15 protein-coding genes are annotated in these 16,204 nt (G+C 54.5%); 1 reads left to right on the top strand and 14 read right to left on the bottom strand.

All coding sequences use genetic code 11. The annotated features are described in order from the left end of the window. The first annotated feature begins 32 nt into the window (after window positions 1-32). On the top strand, window positions 33-938 hold the full coding sequence (locus tag ACFE33_RS06165; protein ID WP_380058135.1) for a GntR family transcriptional regulator: 906 nt from the start codon (window positions 33-35) through the stop codon (window positions 936-938). On the opposite strand, the gene ade is transcribed toward ACFE33_RS06165, so the two are convergent. The 14 genes from ade to napE form a co-directional block, all read right to left on the bottom strand. Further along, a complete protein-coding gene (ade, locus tag ACFE33_RS06160) occupies window positions 935-2,611 on the bottom strand; it encodes an adenine deaminase (RefSeq protein ID WP_380058664.1) in 1,677 nt (558 codons plus the stop codon). The two genes, ACFE33_RS06165 and ade, sit on opposite strands and share 4 nt — an antisense overlap. Before the next feature lie 108 nt (window positions 2,612-2,719). Further along, the gene (locus ACFE33_RS06155; protein WP_380058133.1) at window positions 2,720-3,691 is read right to left on the bottom strand and encodes an ABC transporter ATP-binding protein; all 972 of its coding nucleotides are present in this window, start codon (window positions 3,689-3,691) and stop codon (window positions 2,720-2,722) included. Beyond that, window positions 3,688-4,665: an ABC transporter ATP-binding protein gene (locus ACFE33_RS06150; protein ID WP_380058131.1), complete on the bottom strand. Its 978-nt coding sequence runs from the start codon at window positions 4,663-4,665 to the stop codon at window positions 3,688-3,690. The genes ACFE33_RS06155 and ACFE33_RS06150 overlap by 4 nt, the downstream gene beginning before the upstream one ends. 3 nt (window positions 4,666-4,668) lie before the next feature. Further along, window positions 4,669-5,562, bottom strand: coding sequence for an ABC transporter permease subunit (locus ACFE33_RS06145; protein WP_380058129.1), 894 nt, complete (start codon window positions 5,560-5,562; stop codon window positions 4,669-4,671). After that, window positions 5,562-6,569: an ABC transporter permease subunit gene (locus tag ACFE33_RS06140; protein WP_380058127.1), complete on the bottom strand. Its 1,008-nt coding sequence runs from the start codon at window positions 6,567-6,569 to the stop codon at window positions 5,562-5,564. Before ACFE33_RS06140 ends, ACFE33_RS06145 begins: the two co-directional genes overlap by 1 nt. Continuing rightward, window positions 6,563-7,672, bottom strand: coding sequence for a M24 family metallopeptidase (locus ACFE33_RS06135; RefSeq protein WP_380058125.1), 1,110 nt, complete (start codon window positions 7,670-7,672; stop codon window positions 6,563-6,565). The genes ACFE33_RS06140 and ACFE33_RS06135 overlap by 7 nt, the downstream gene beginning before the upstream one ends. A 70-nt stretch (window positions 7,673-7,742) precedes the next feature. Further along, window positions 7,743-9,329: an ABC transporter substrate-binding protein gene (locus ACFE33_RS06130; protein WP_380058123.1), complete on the bottom strand. Its 1,587-nt coding sequence runs from the start codon at window positions 9,327-9,329 to the stop codon at window positions 7,743-7,745. Window positions 9,330-9,704: 375 nt separating this feature from the next. Continuing rightward, the gene (locus tag ACFE33_RS06125; protein ID WP_380058121.1) at window positions 9,705-11,324 is read right to left on the bottom strand and encodes a GMC family oxidoreductase; all 1,620 of its coding nucleotides are present in this window, start codon (window positions 11,322-11,324) and stop codon (window positions 9,705-9,707) included. 80 nt (window positions 11,325-11,404) lie between these two features. Continuing rightward, window positions 11,405-12,103 (bottom strand): NapC/NirT family cytochrome c, encoded by a 699-nt coding sequence (locus tag ACFE33_RS06120; protein ID WP_380058119.1) that lies wholly within the window; start codon window positions 12,101-12,103, stop codon window positions 11,405-11,407. Window position 12,104: 1 nt separating this feature from the next. Beyond that, complete coding sequence (locus ACFE33_RS06115) at window positions 12,105-12,560, bottom strand: nitrate reductase cytochrome c-type subunit (RefSeq protein ID WP_380058117.1); 456 nt, start codon at window positions 12,558-12,560, stop codon at window positions 12,105-12,107. Then, a complete protein-coding gene (napA, locus tag ACFE33_RS06110) occupies window positions 12,557-15,067 on the bottom strand; it encodes a periplasmic nitrate reductase subunit alpha (RefSeq protein WP_380058115.1) in 2,511 nt (836 codons plus the stop codon). The genes ACFE33_RS06115 and napA overlap by 4 nt, the downstream gene beginning before the upstream one ends. Then, window positions 15,064-15,321 carry a chaperone NapD gene (locus ACFE33_RS06105; RefSeq protein WP_380058114.1) on the bottom strand — a complete coding sequence of 86 codons (258 nt, stop codon included), beginning with the start codon at window positions 15,319-15,321 and terminating at the stop codon, window positions 15,064-15,066. The genes napA and ACFE33_RS06105 overlap by 4 nt, the downstream gene beginning before the upstream one ends. After that, window positions 15,314-15,721: a ferredoxin-type protein NapF gene (locus ACFE33_RS06100; RefSeq protein ID WP_380058112.1), complete on the bottom strand. Its 408-nt coding sequence runs from the start codon at window positions 15,719-15,721 to the stop codon at window positions 15,314-15,316. Before ACFE33_RS06100 ends, ACFE33_RS06105 begins: the two co-directional genes overlap by 8 nt. 90 nt (window positions 15,722-15,811) lie before the next feature. Next, on the bottom strand, window positions 15,812-16,003 hold the full coding sequence (gene napE / locus ACFE33_RS06095; RefSeq protein ID WP_380058110.1) for a periplasmic nitrate reductase, NapE protein: 192 nt from the start codon (window positions 16,001-16,003) through the stop codon (window positions 15,812-15,814). Window positions 16,004-16,204: the final 201 nt, after the last annotated feature.

Genomic DNA, 16,204 nt, shown 5'->3' with positions numbered 1-16,204 from the left:
AGTACTTTCAGATCACAAGGAGGATGGCACTCATGGCACGTACAAACACGCGCTTCATCGAAGCGTATAACCAAGCGCTATCCCTTTGTGATTGTTCGGAAATAGGCGGCACCCTCCCGTCCGAGAACATGCTTGCGACTGAGCTGGGCGTCAGCCGCACCGTCGTGCGCAGCGTCCTTGCTCAGCTTGAGCTCGCGGGGATCATCACACTTGACGGTCGCGACAAAACGGTCGTGCGATGCACCCGCCCATCGGACGCGATGGAGATGCCAGCACCTTTGCTTAATATCGAAGAGCTAGAGGAGCGCTTCCTTGACTGGGTGTTACGCATGGATGTTCCCCCCGGAACCGCACTGAACGTGGCGCAATTGTCCAAGGATTTCTCGGTCGCGCCCCATACGTTGCAAGAGTTCTTTGCCTCGCTTAGTCGCGTCGGTATTGTTACCCGCCGCCCGCGTGGCGGATGGGTCTTGCATGGGTTCACCACGGACTATGCGTTGGAGCTTTCGGATTTTCGGACAGTTCTTGAGCTAAATTCGGTACGGCATCTTGTGGCGCTTGCTCCTGATCATGAAATCTGGGCCAAACTTGACGAGCTAGAGCGTCAGCACCTTGCCCTTCTGGACAAGATTGACGAGGACTATCACGATTTCTCGAAACTGGATGAGACATTCCATGAAACGATCAACGGCATTGTCACCAATCGTTTTGTTAAGGAGTTTCAGAAGGTTATATCGCTTATTTTCCACTATCATTTTCAATGGAATAAATCCGACGAGCGCCTCAGAAACGAAAGCGCCATACGTGAGCATCTGAACTATATCGAAGCCTTGCGCAGCCGCGATCCTGACCGTGCCCTTGCCGCGGCCAAGACCCATCTTGCGACTTCCAAGCAAACTTTGCTCAATTCGTTGAGGGCCAACAGCCACGCAACCTAAGAAATCACCTCAAATCGGTCCACGTCGACCATGCCATGATCGGTAATCTTGAGGTGCGGTATCACGGGCAACGCCAAGAATGCGAGCTGAAGAAATGGCTCTTCCAGTTCAACGCCGAGCCCTTTCGCCGCGCTGCGCAGCTTCACAAGATCCGCCTGCACTTCTTCAAATGGCTTCAGGCTCATCAGGCCAGCGATAGGAAGCGCCAACTCAGCCAAAACGCGCCCGCCTTTGGTAACGACGAAGCCGCCCTCAATCTCCTTAAGACGGTTCGCCGCAAGGGCCATATCGTCATAATCGACGCCCACAACTGCAATGTTGTGATGATCATGGCAAACCGTCGATGCGATAGCCCCGCCCTCAAGTCCAAATCCACGCACAAACCCCGTGGCGATATTGCCGTTCTTGCCGTGGCGCTCGATCACTGCGATTTTCACCAAATCCCTTGATGTGTTAGGCTGCTTATCTCCGTTCTCGGGCGTGATATCTTCGGTCAGATATTCGGTGATAATCTTGCCAGGAAGGATTCCAATAACGGGGGTTTCAACTCGGTTTCCGGCCGTTCTAAAGGATCGGGCGGTGATAGCGGGTGCTTTTATCGATTGACGCGCAACAGGCTCAACGGAACCTCTTGCGGCGAAGGCCGCGTCGCCAACGACCTTACCGCCGCTAAGTACCATCGCCGCGCGACAATCGGCCAGATCGTCAAGCACAACAATGTCGGCGCGTTTCCCCGGCGCGATCAAACCGCGATCCTTAAGACCAAACGCCTCCGCCGCAGAGAGGCTTGCGGCGCGATAGACGGCCAATGGCTCTGCCCCTGATGCAATTGCCGTGCGGATCATATAATCAAGGTGCCCGTGCTCGGCGATATCCAGAGGATTGCGATCATCTGTGCAGAGGCAAATATACGGTGAGTTGCGCTCGGTAATCAGAGGCGTCAGGGCCGCGAGGTCTTTGGAAACGGAACCTTCCCGAATAAGGATGCGCATCCCCTTCTGAAGTTTTTCAAGCGCCTCTTCGGCACTCGTTGCTTCGTGCTCGGTGCGTATCCCTGCCGCGATATATGCATTGAGGTCCATCCCTCGCACAAGCGGAGCGTGCCCGTCGATATGCCGCCCGCGAAAGGCCGAGAGTTTCTCCATTGCCTCTGGGTCTTTGTAGATAACACCGGGGTAGTTCATGAACTCGGCAAGGCCAATTACAGACGGATGATCCATGTACGGCACTAGGTCCGCCGCCCTAAGATGCGCGCCAGCGGTTTCCATATTGGTTGACGGTACACAGCTTGAAAGCTGCACTTTGATATCCATCAAGGTATGCTCGCTGGCCGCAAGGAAATATTCGATCCCCTCGATACCCGCGACATTGGCAATCTCGTGAGGATCGCAAATCGCGGTCGTCACACCCTTGGGGCTTACACAGCGATCGAACTCAAACGGCGTAACGCAGGAACTTTCGATGTGAAGATGCGTATCAATAAAGCCCGGAACAAGCGTTTTGCCCGCAACATCAATGACCTCGCGCCCCTCATATTGCGCACAAGTGCCCACGATTATCCCGTCACAGATCGCGACATCCCCTACAAGGAACGCGCCTGTTACCAAGTCAAAGACGCGTCCTCCGCGCAGGACAATATCCGCCGGTTCGCGCCCATGGGCTTGGTCAATCATTTTTTCGAGGGGCGGTAACGGGTTGGTCACGATAATATCTCCATAAATTACACCCCACTTTAGAGGCTAAAGCGGGGCGCAAAAAGAAGTTATTCTATTCGGGCCAAACTATACTTTGGCGTCATCACCGACGGGATGATAGCAAGCCACCTCATGCGGTGCGCCACTCAAATCTGGCCGTGCTGCGCGGCAGGTATCGTCCGCACGCCAGCAACGAGGGGCGAAAGCACACCCGTCAATCACATCAAGCGGCGACGGGAGTTCACCCGAAAGCTTGATACGCTCGCTCTTGACGGTTGGGTCCGCCTGCGGCGTCGCGGAAAGCAGCGCTTTGGTATAGGGGTGACGCGGGTTCGTGAAAATCTCTTCTTTCTTACCCTTCTCAACAGCACGTCCAAGGTACATCACAAGCACCTCATCCGCGACGTGCCGCACCACACTCAGGTCGTGACTGATAAACAGGTACGCAAGGTTCAGGCGCTCTTGAAGGTCCAAGAGCAAGTTCAGAATTGCGCTCTGAATTGAGAGGTCCAGCGCCGATACCGGCTCGTCCAAAACAAGCACCTTCGGCTCAAGCATCAACGCGCGAGCAACAGCAATCCGCTGACGCTGCCCGCCCGAGAACATATGCGGATAGCGGTCGAAATGCTCGGGGCGCAGCCCCACCAACGACAACATTTCGCGCGCCTTGGCTTCGCGTTCAGCCGCAGACATTTCAGGACGGTTGATAACCAAAGGTTCCTGCAAAATCGCGCTGATGCGTTGACGCGGATTAAGCGATCCGTACGGATCCTGAAACACCATCTGGACATAGGAACGATAATCGGGCCAGTCCTCTTTGGTGATCGTTTTGCCATCCAACATAAGACTGCCCGTCGTGGGCTCCTCGATCAGGGTCAGCATCCGTGCAAGCGTAGATTTACCGCAACCGGACTCGCCCACAACGGCGAGCGTTTCACCCGCGCGTAGATCGAAGTTCAACTCGGCAACAGCGCGCAGCGTTTGCGGCTTGGAGATAAGGTTCCCCCCAACGGCATAGTGTCGGGCAAGGCCCTTGGCGGACATTACTGGCGAACTCATGACGCAATCCTATTGTCGATATTCAAAGGGTAATGACACCGCGCAACCCCAAGGCTTGCGTCCTGTGGCGCAGGTGGGGTTGTGCGGCATTTGTCATCTGCGAACTTGCAGCGCGGCGAGAACAGGCACCCTTTAGGGCGGTCGAATTGCCCCGGTACAACGCCCGGAATCGTCGGTAGGTACTTCTCTTTTGCACGCTCAGGAAGCGCATCAAGAAGCGCCGAAGTATACGGGTGATGCGGTTTCTGGAAGAGGTCAAGAACGGCCTGCTCCTCTACTTTCTGGCCTGCGTATTGAACGCTCACGCGCTCTGCGGTTTCGGCCACCACGCCCATATCGTGCGTGATCAGAACAAGGCCCATATCCGTTTCGGTACGCAACGACGTCAGCAGATCAAGTATCTGCGCCTGAATCGTCACGTCCAGCGCGGTTGTTGGCTCGTCCGCGATCAACAGCTTGGGCCGACACGCAATCGCCATGGCGATCATCACACGCTGGCTCATCCCGCCTGAAAGCTGGTGAGGGAACGCGGAGAGGCGCTTTTCTGGCGCGGGGATACCCACCTGCTCAAACAGCTCGATTGCACGCGCATGACGCGCTCGGCGATCAAGCCCAAGGTGCATACGAAGCGCCTCTTTGATCTGCCAGCCAACGGTAAAGCACGGGTTAAGCGAGGACATCGGCTCTTGGAAGATCATCGAGAGATCCTTGCCGATAATCTTGCGCTTGGCCTTGGGGCTCAGAGATTTTAGGTCATTCCCATCAAACTCCATACGGTCGGCCGTAACGGTCGCCGTCCAAGGAAGAAGCCCCATTAACGCCAGCATTGATACCGACTTACCAGAGCCACTCTCGCCAACAATAGCAACGAGGTCGCCCTTATCGACGTCAAGATCAATGCCGTCCACAGCCTGAAACTGCCCCGAAGCGGTGGCGAAACTTACGCTTAGATTACGAATACTTAATAGCGCCATAACTCAGCTCCTTTTCAGTTTCGGATCAAGCGCGTCGCGCAGGCCGTCACCCATAAGATTGATGGCAAGAACAGTTACCAGAATGGCGAGTCCAGGGAAGGTCACGACCCACCACGCACGCAGGATAAATTCGCGCGCTTCGGCGAGCATTGTTCCCCACTCAGGCGTCGGTGGCTGTGCGCCCATACCAAGGAAGCCAAGCGCCGCCGCATCAAGAATAGCGGTCGAGAACGAAAGCGCCCCTTGAACAATAATCGGCGCCAAGCAGTTCGGGAGCACCGTGATGAACATCAATCGAAACAGTCCTGCACCAACGGTGCGCGCGGATGTTACATAATCCTTTTGAAGCTCTGACATCACACTCGCACGGGTCAAGCGCACATAGTGAGGCTGCAGAACAATCGCGATCGCGATCATCGCATTGGTAAGCGATGGCCCAAGGATCGCCACGAGCACAAGCGCCAGCAGCAAGGATGGAAACGCGAGGATGATATCCATGATACGCATGATAATGGTATCAAGCCACTTCGGCGAAAACCCTGCGATTAGGCCGACGATAATTCCGCCACTGGCGGCGACGGTTACAACTACGATCCCAACAAAGAACGAATAGCGCGCGCCCTCAATAAGCCGCGAGAGCATATCACGCCCCAACGGGTCCGTGCCCAGTGGGAACGCCCAGCTACCACCCTCCTGCCAGAATGGCGGCTGAAGGATATGATCGCGAAACTGCTCGCTCGGATCATAGGGTGACAACAGCGGCGCAAATGCAGCACAAAGCGCGAATGCGATGAAGATATAGAGCCCGATTACAGCCCCACGATTTTCTCGGAAATAGTACCAGAATTCTCGCAGTTGCCCCGGACGCGCGGCTTCGGATGTAAGTTTCTCAGACATTAGCGCTTCCTGATCTTGGGGTTAATGATGCCATACATGAGATCAACGGTCAGGTTCACGACCATCACCATGACAGCAATAAGAAGCAGGCCACCCTGCACGACGGGATAGTCACGGCGGAAAATGCTATCCACCATCCACTTGCCGATACCCGGCCAACTAAAGATTGTCTCGGTCAGGATCGCACCCGCCAAGAGTGTTCCGACGGATAGACCGATCACCGTGATAACGGGGATCAAAGCATTCCGAAGTGCGTGGACACCATTGACCCGCCCCGAACTGAGGCCCTTGGCCCGTGCGGTGCGGATGTAATCTTCGCCAAGAACTTCAAGCATCGCAGAGCGTGTTTGACGTGCAATCACCGCCAGCGGGATCGTCCCCAACACAATCGTCGGCAGTACCAGATGGCGAAGCGCAGAAGAGAGCGCGCCACTTTGGCCTGATTTGATTGCGTCGATAATCATAAAGCCGGTCGGATCGGGGAAGTAATACAACAGGTCAATCCGCCCCGAAACGGGCGTCCACTGAAGTGTTCCCGAGAACACGATAATAAGCAGCAAAGCCCACCAGAAAATCGGCATCGAGTAGCCGACAAGTGCTGTGGACATCAACGCGCGGTCAAAAAACTTGCCTCGATTAACGGCCGCGATCACACCTGCAGGAAGGCCAAGCGCCACTGCAAAGATCATCGCACAAATCGAGAGCTCAAGCGTTGCTGGGAACAACGAGAAGAACTCATCCCAGACGGGCCGCTTGGTGACGAAGGAGTTTCCAAGATCACCCTGCAAAACACCCGTGAGGTATTCCCAGTACTGCTCAAGGATTGGACGGTTAAATCCGAACTGTTCGCTTAGTTCAGCATAACGTTCATCAGTCAGCCCGCGTTCACCCGCCATAACAATGATGGGATCACCGGGCAGCACCCGAATAAACGCAAAGGAAATCAGCGTAACGCCGATAAACGTCGGAATGAATGTCAGCAGACGGGACGCAAAATATTTCAGCATTTGAGTACCTGCAAATCTGTTGGGAAGGTCGTAAGTGAAATCGACCCATCCTCAGTGACAAGAACGTCATCTTCGATACGAACGCCGAAGTTGTCGATCTGATAGAGGCCCGGCTCATTGGTATAAACCGTCCCCGCTTCGAGCACGGCATGATTGCCGCGCATAATGTATGGCGCTTCATGAACATCACGCCCCAAGCCGTGGCCCGTTTTGGTGCGAATGCGATCCGCATAGGGCGATGCCTCAAGAACCGAGGTCACGGCGTCATCGATTTCGTGCGCTGTTACGCCTGCACGGGTGATTTCATGGCCGCGAAGGTTGGCACGGAGCACCGTATCATACACGTCCTGACCTTCGTCGGACGCATGTCCAAGGAAAACGGTTCGTGTGATATCGGCGGCAAACCCATGTTTACACGCACCAAAATCCAACAAGAGTGCATCGCCTGCCTTAACTGCGTAGTTTGCGCGCGCCTTGGCGTGTGGACGTGCCGATCCGTCGCCCGCGGCAACGATGGGCTCAAATGACATCCCTTCTGCGCCTTCGGCGAACAGAGCTTGGATAAGAGCACTCTCAATTTCTTTCTCGGTTTGGCCGAGTTTCACACCCTCAAGCGTACGCGCAAGCGCCCGCTCTGATATGCCAATCGCGGCCTTTAGTGCCGCGATGTCGCTTTCTGTCTTGATGATCCGCAATCCCGAGATTGCCGCTTCACCATCTATTATCCTCAAATCCGGCTGCGCGTTGCGCAAGGCATGGTGGACAAACACGCGCATCACCTGCCCCTCAACCGCAAGGGAGGAGATCTTTAGATGTGCAACAAGTTCGGCAAAAGCGGCGTCATAGCCGTCCTGATCGCGCCAATCGAATACGGCCCCTTCGAACCCAACCAAATCCCAGCTCCGCAGCTCGAGATTTGGAACCAAAGCCGCCGCCGGTCCATCCGCAGGGATGACCAATACGAACGGGCGTTCGTGGCTCATGAACGGGTGCTCCACCGCACGGTTAAAATTTGGGCCAGGGACCAATGCAACAGCATCGACACCTAGTTTCCTAGCGACGCCGGCATATTCAGATAATCGGGCGGAAAGCGTTTGGGACACGTATATTACTCTCTACGTTTAGAAATAGAAAAGGAGACGGCACAAGACGCGCCGCCCCCTTAGTCAGTTTTTATTCAGCAATGCTTACTTGGTCAAAGATGTGGCCACCGAGTGGGTGAACAACATAACCTTCAACTTCTGGACGCATTGGCATGTAAACAACCGAGTGCGCGATTGTTGCCCAAGGAGCTTGCTCTTTGAAGATTTCCTGAGCTTTCATGTAAAGCGGCGCACGCTCTTCCTGAGTAGGCAGAACCTTAGCTTGTTGGATCAGCTCTTCGAAAGGCTCGTGGCACCACTGTGCACGGTTGGAGTTTTCACGACCGTCACAGCCGAGAAGAACCGCAAGGAAGTTGTCTGGATCGCCGTTGTCACCAGTCCAACCCAAGAGGATCGCACCGTCACGGTCCAACTCACGGGAACGCGAAAGATACTCGCCCCACTCGTAGGATACGATCTCGACGTCTACGCCAACTTTGGCGAAGTCAGCTTGCATAAGCTCGGCCATACGACGTGCGTTCGGGTTGTACGGACGCTGAACAGGCATCGCCCAGATTTTCATAGACAGATCAGTGATGCCTTCTTCTTCAAGCATCGCTTTTGCTGCTTCTGGATCGTATGCATCGTCTTCGATTGCGTCGTTATAGCTCCACATAGTTGGTGGCAGCGGGTTCTTGGCGATTTCGCCGGAACCTTGGAAAACAACGTCGATGATGCCTTGTTTGTCGATCGCCATGTTCAGAGCTTTACGAACCTTCGGGTTGTCGTAAGGCGCTACTGTTGTGTTGTACGCGAGGTAGCCAACGTTCAGGCCTTCTTGCTCCATCACAACGAGGTTCTCGTCAGATTGCATTGCTTCGATGTCAGCAGGGTTGGGATATGCCATGATGTGACATTCGCCAGCTTGTACCTTCTGGTAACGCACGCTTGCATCCGGTGTGATCGCAAAGATCAAAGCTTCGGATTTCGCTTTGTCACCCCAGTAATCGTCGTTGCGAACGTAACGAACAACTGCGTCTTTTTGGTACGCTTGGAATACGAATGGACCAGTACCGATAGGTGCTTGGTTAAGCATCTCTGGTGTGCCAGCCTCGAGCATCGCATCGCCATACTCGGCAGAAACGATAGACGCAAAATCCATTGCAAGGTTAGCAATGAACGGTGCTTCTGGACGTGTTAGGTTAAATACAACTGTATAGTCGTCCACTTTCTCGATGCTTTCAACGAGATCAGGCATCGACATGCTGCCGTAGTATTCCCATGTGCCGCCGGAAACGGAGTAATATGGGTGGTCTTCTTTACCTTGGCGGTTGAAGCTAAAGATCACGTCATCCGCGTTGAAATCGCGTGTAGGTGTGAACATGGAGTTCGAGTGGAACTTAACACCCTTACGAAGGTTGAACGTTACAGTTTTGCCGTCCTCGGAAACTTCCCAGCTCTCTGCAAGACCAGGGATAACTTCTGTTGTGCCGACTTTGAACTGTGTCAGGCGGTTATAGATCGGGTGGCTGGACGCATCAAACGTTGTACCCGCAGTGTAAAGCGCTGGGTCAAAGCCTTCTGGCGAACCCTCTGAGCAATATACCAGCGAGCTGGCAAATGCAGTTGTCGTAGACAACGCAAGCGCGGCGCTTGCCGCAAAAAATGTCGATCTCATTTTTGTCTCCCTCATGATTGTTGGAAAGTGCGACAGTGTGGATACGGGCAGTGAAACACCCCTCCCAGATGCGTCCGCGCACTACATTGGATAAAATATACACTCACACACATAAACATCAATATCAAAGCTCCACTCACGCCCAAGGACGCAATCGCTTTCAAAAATCAATTCTCGCGGCCCCCTATGGCCAAAGTAAACAGGACATCTTCGCTGCTGATTCATGCCTAAAAATTGGGTATTTCGGGCATACTGGCATCGATAATTGATGGATGTGGCCGCACATCATCGTACCATTACAAAAGCCAAAAGAACAGCGTAACCCGAACCTCACGTCACTTTGCGAATTCTATACTCGCCTAGAACAATCCGCCTCTAGGCGTTTGATTCGCTCAGAATCATTTCCGCAGCTTTCTCGGCAATCATTATGACTGGCGAAGCAGTATTCCCCGAAACAATCCGCGGCATGATCGACGCATCAACCACCCGAAGCCCCGACAGTCCGCGCACACGCAACTGCGGATCAACCACAGCGCCATCATCCACACCCATTCGGCATGTCCCGACGGGATGAAAAATGGTCGTCGCGATGTTGCCCGCCTGTGCAAGAAGCTCTTCATCCGTTTGCGCCGCAGGGCCGGGAAGAACCTCTTCGGGGGCATATGGCTTGAGCGCTTCTGCCGTCATGATTTCACGCGCCTGCTTGATCGACTGAACCGCAACACGCTTGTCGCGCTCTGCCGACAAGTAGTTCAAACGGATCTCGGGCTGCTTAGTCAAATCCGCGGATTCTATGTGGCACGCCCCAACGCTCTCGGGGCGCAGGTTACAGACCGAAACCGTAATCGCAGGGAACGAATGCAGCGGGTCTCCCAATTTGTCGGTCGAGAGTGGCTGAACGTGATACTCGAGATCGGGCATTTCCAAGGAGGGGTCCGATTTCGTAAACATCCCGAACTGACTCGGCGCCATCGACATTGGCCCACCCTGCGTCAATGCGTATTGCAATGCGATTTTCGCCTTGCCAAGCAAACTATTGGCCATCGTATTTAATGTCTTGGCACCGCGCACCTTAAATACGGTCCTGATCTGTAAATGATCCTGAAGGTTCTCGCCCACATTTGGCTGAGCAAGTTTCGTTTCGATCCCCAAACCCTGAAGTAACTCTGGATTGCCGATACCTGACAGCTCGAGAATCTTGGGCGAGTTTATCGCACCAGCTGCAAGGATAACTTCGCGCGCGGCGCGCACCTCGTGTGTTTTCCCTTGATGTCGGAAGCGAACGCCCGTCACCTCCTTGCCGTTCAACAACAGGGTTTCGGTTTCGGCATGGGTCAAAACGCGCAAATTCGGGCGCTTCTGGGCGGGTCGAAGGAATCCTTTGGCAGTATTCCAGCGCACACCGTTTTTCTGGTTCACCTCGAAAAAGCCGCTTCCCTCGTTACTCCCATCGTTGAAATCCGCGCGCGGATGCACTCCGAATTCCTTTGCGCCCTCTTGGACAGCCTTGAGAATATCCCACTTCAATCGCTGCTTGGAAACTTTCCACTCGCCACCCGCACCATGAAGCTCCGTCTCGCCGTTGTGGTGGTCTTCTGATCGCGTGAAGTAAGGCAGCACGTCGTCCCAGCCCCAGCCAATATTCCCCATCTGACGCCACTGGTCGTAGTCTGCAGACTGTCCACGCATGTAGATCATGCCGTTAACAGAACTACATCCGCCCAGAACCTTACCGCGAGGATACACAAGGCTTCGGCCATTCAGACCGTCCTCTGGCGCGGTTTTCATCATCCAGTCAGTGCGAGGATTTCCGATGCAATAGAGATATCCGACGGGGATATGAACCCAATGATAGTTGTCCGAACCGCCCGCCTCGAGCAACAAAACGCGGTTCTTGGGGTCCGCACTCAGCCGATTGGCTAGGACACATCCGGCTGTTCCCGCTCCCACAATGATATAATCGTAATCGCCATCGAGAAGAGAAGTCTGCGCCATCGAGAGTCCGTTCGTCACCTGTTTTTGACAACAGACCATGAACGCCGCAGCGTGTCACGCATTGAGTAGCGCTCCGCGAACTAGCCTTTGGACTTGATATCGTCGAGGAACCTCCGGATTGCCGCTGAATCTGCATCGTCGTGCTTAGGAAGCTCTTCGCCCTTAAGGTCTTCAGGCACAATCCAGCCCGGTTCAATTCCGGTCATGTCCGGCAATTCATGCGCGATGCCCTTGTGACAGTCGATGCAGGTACGCTCGCCCGTCAGAAGGTACTGTGTGTGGACTTCAGCAGCGCGAACCGTTTGACGCGAAAGGTCCATTGCCACTTGGCTATGACAATGGCGGCACTCCAAGCTGTCGTTCGCCTTGAGGCGTGTCCATTCCCGTTTGGCCAATGTCAGGCGATGATCAAGAAACTTCTGGCGGGTATCGATCGTTCCAAAAATCTTGCCCCAGACTTCTTTGGAGGCCTGCATCTTGCGCGCGATCTTGGATGTCCACTCATGTGGCACGTGGCAATCTGGGCACCCTGCCCTTACGCCCGTTCGATTTGAGAAGTGCACCGTATGAGAAAGCTCTTCATACAGGTTGTCCCGCATTTCGTGGCACGAAACACAGAACTCTTCGGTGTTGGTATACTCAAGCGCCGTATTAAACGCGCCCCAGAAAATCACCCCACCCACAAAACCGCCGAGCGTTAGAAACCCAAGGCCCAGTGTGGCGGCTGGCGTCGCAAGGATACTCCAGAACCACTTTATCGCGTTAGTTATCCAGCGCATGCTACTCGCTCCCCGCACCAACGGCGCCCATTTCGGACATATCAGTAAACGTATTATTGATCAGTGCGGCTGTATCCGCTTGGGGAACATGGCATTGCGTACAGAAGTACCGACGCGGCGAAACATCCGCGAGCATCTGTGTATCCCGTGTCATATAGTGCGTAATCGAGATCATAGGCGCACCAGTCCCAAGTGAGTTTTCGCGCTTGTGACACGAAAGGCAGCGGTTAGCGTTCACCGAAAGCTGATACCCCTCTATTGAGTGAGGGATAACAGGCGGCTGTTCGGGATAGGCGCGCATCTGGCGCACGTCATCTGTTACAAAATGCTCAAGCGGCGCCGCTGGGATCGGCTCCATCGGGTCAGGTGTCGGGCCCGTCAGTTCCGATACGGACTGCGCAAACACGAGCGTCGCAGAGACACAGGCAATCGATGTTATAAATGCAAGATGTTTCATGATACGGCCTCGATTTTGACTGCACATTTCTTGAAATCGGCCTGCTTGGAAATCGGGTCGGTTGCATCCAGCGTTACCTTATTGATGAGCTGGCTTGCATCGAACCACGGCACAAAGATCACGCCTTTGGGCATACGGTTGCGCCCTTGTGTTTCCACGCGGCTGCGAATTTCGCCACGCCGCGAAATCACGCGAACTTCCATTCCCTGATTAAGCCCGCGCTCCCTTGCGTCGATCGCGTTCATAAACACTTTCGCACCGGGGAAGGCCTTGTAAAGCTCTGGCACGCGCATGGTCATTGAGCCAGAATGCCAATGCTCCAGCACCCGCCCCGTAACGAGCCACATGTTAAATTCATCGTCAGGGCTTTCGGCTGGCGGCTCATAGGGAACGCCTAGGATCACCGCGCGCCCGTCTGGTCGGCCGTAAAACTCAACTCCTTTGCCCTCGGCAACATAGGGGTCATACCCTTCGCGGAACCGCCATCGGGTTTCTTCGCCGTCAACGACCGGCCAGCGAAGGCCGCGCACTTCGTCGCTTTGATATGTGTCATACGGCGCAAGGTCGTGACCATGGCCGCGACCGAACTCTGCGTATTCCTCAAACAGTCCCTTTTGAAGGTAAAAGCCGAAATCCTCAGCTTCGTGGTTTTCGTAGTCTTCACGAATTTCTGTCAGCGGGAATTTATCGACACTGCCATTTGCGTACACGACGTTATAGATCGTCTTGCCGCGATACTCGGGGTTCGCATCAAGGATTTCCGCAGGCCATACTTCGTCAGTGGTAAAGCGCTTAGAGAACTCCACGAGTTGCCATAGATCAGAGCGCGCGTCGCCCGGCGCATCCACGAGCTGATGCCACGCATGCGTGCGGCGCTCGGCGTTGCCATAAACGCCCTCTTTTTCAACCCACATCGCGGCCGGTAGGATAATATCCGCGGCCATCGCCGTGACGGTTGGATACGCATCAGAAACGACGATCATGTTATCTGGGTTACGGTATCCTAAATAAGTTTCGTTCGAGGAATTCGGCGCGGCCTGAAGGTTATTATTCACCTGAATCCAGTAGAAATTCAGCACACCGTCCTTAAGTTTACGGTCCTGCTGAACCGCGTGGAAACCCGGTTTTGTATTCAGCAAGCCCTCTGGCAACCGCCAGATTTCCTCTGCGTGCTTCACATGGTCGGGATTGGTTACAACCATGTCTGCGGGCAAGCGGTGGGCGAATGTACCCACTTCGCGCGCGGTTCCACATGCCGAAGGTTGCCCAGTAAGCGAGAACGGCGAGTTCCCCGGCTCAGAAATTTTGCCCGTCAGCAGATGGATATTATAAACCATCTGGTTGGCCCAAACACCGCGCACGTGCTGATTAAAGCCCATTGTCCACAGTGACATAACCTTCTTGTCGGGATCAGCGTAGATTTCTGCTAATTCCTCAAGGAAGCCAGCCTCGACACCCGAAAGCTCGCTGACATACTCGAGAGTATAATCCGCAACAAAAGCTTTGAAACTGTCAAAATCCGTTGGCGTCATCTTGCCAGCATCCGCCGCCCCTGTTGCAGCCTGCTGCAGCGGGTTTTCATCGCGCAGACCATAACCGATATCCGTTTGCCCCATCATGAATGTCGTATGATTGGCAACGAACTCCTCGTTGACGCTTCCTGACTGGATAATGTGATTGGCGATATAGTTCAAAATGGCCAAGTCCGTGCCCGGCTTGAACACCATTGGAATATCGGCCAGATCCATCGAGCGATGCGTATATGTCGAGAGAACGGCGCATTTCACACCGGGCGTACCAAGCCGCCGATCCGCGAGCCGCGTCCACAAAATCGGGTGCATCTCGGCCATGTTGGAACCCCAGAGCACGAACGCGTCGGCGTGCTCGAAATCATCGTAACACCCCATCGGCTCGTCGATTCCGAAGGTTCGCATAAACGCCGTAGCCGCCGAGGCCATACAATGGCGCGCGTTTGGGTCGAGGTTGTTGGACCTAAATCCGGCGCGCATCAGTTTCGTCGCGGCATAGCCTTCAAGAACAGTCCACTGGCCCGACCCAAACATCCCGATGCTTTCGGGACCCTTTTCGGCAAGTACCTTTTTCACGCGCTCTGCCATTGTATCGAACGCCTCGTCCCAGCTTACGGGCTCAAACTCGCCGTCCTTTGCGAACACGCCGTCTTTCTTGCGCATCAACGGCGTTGTCAGCCGATCTTCGCCATACATAATTTTCGAAAGGAAATATCCCTTAACACAGTTGAGGCCACGATTAACCTCGTGCTGCATGTCGCCGTGCGTGGCAACGACTTTGCCCTCTTTCACGCCGACCATCACGCCGCACCCTGTTCCACAGAAACGACAGGGCGCCTTGGACCACTTAATCTTGAGTGCCTCGATGCCGCCTGGCACCGCCTGCGCCACCGCAGACATCGGAATTCCCGCACTAGTAGCCGCAAGCGCTGCTGCTTGGGCCTTTAGAAGTTGGCGTCTAGAAATATCTATGCTCATTGCAATTCCTCCGCATCCTCGGCGTGTTCAAAAACCATATTCGCCGCCAGCACACCGGGCAGTAGATTGATACTGGTCAGGCTGTCGCCCAATATCCCTGTGCTTTGGCCTTCAATTGTCACAATAATTCGGCTGTCGTCCTGAGCGTGTATTTCGACGCCTTCCATCTGGGAAATAAGTTCGGCGACATCCGCGAGTGCCTCAGGAAGTGCAGAAACAACCGCAGAAGAAATATGCCAGCGGGATTCAGACATCCGTTTGCTCCTTAGAAATCAATGTAATCGCGTTCGCCGGACATGGCGCTACACAGGCCCCGCATCCAGTACAGTCCGCCGCGTTCAGAATGGGCATAAAAATACCCCCAAGCTGAGGGCGAACGGTGATCGCTATTTCGGGACATACATCCCTACACGTCATGCAGGCGATGCCAGCTTCGACAAAACAATCATTGGTAATCTGTGCGATGTGCGCCATTTCGCGCAGTTCGTCGAAAACGGGCTCTGGGCAAGCTTCGGCGCAATCACCGCAGAATGTGCAGGTGCCATTCTCTGCCGCGAGACGCACAACGCCATCGCCCAGCCTCAAGACATCCTGCGTACAACTTTCGACACAATCGCCGCATCCCGTACACGCCGCAATCGTTTGCGCACTCATCCCGGGCGGTCGCGCCTGAAACGGCGGCGGCTCGGGTGCTCCTCTCAGGAACTGTCGACGAGATATGCTGGCGGTTGCTGGCATGGGATACTAGTGCGTTGGCGGTCCGGGAGGACCAGTCAAAATTTGCAGCATCCAGACAATGAACCCATATCCGCCGACTACGCCCACAGCGACAATTGGCCAAATTCCAAAGGCCAACAATAGGAATATCCAAATCTCTTTTGTGCGGCTCCTGCTCGGTAATGATGCATCAGAGCCATCGGGCGACTTCGTAATCATACACTCCTCCGAGGTAAGTAGACACGCGCGACTTACCCGATGATTGCCGATGCACCATTATTAATCAAGAGTTGTGTTTGATTGCCGCGGTCGACGCACGCTCAGTCGTCCGGATGATGTCGATTGCCCCTGTAATTACAGGCCGCAACGTGCGATTGTAGGGCATATTTACATTCGATTTAATGCACTTAAGGACTCAGA

Origin of the sequence: Falsihalocynthiibacter sp. SS001 (genome assembly GCF_042445055.1) — a bacterium.
In the GTDB taxonomy this organism is placed as follows: domain Bacteria; phylum Pseudomonadota; class Alphaproteobacteria; order Rhodobacterales; family Rhodobacteraceae; genus Falsihalocynthiibacter.
Note: the sequence above shows the minus strand (reverse complement) of the source record. Positions and strands in the feature narration are given on the sequence as shown.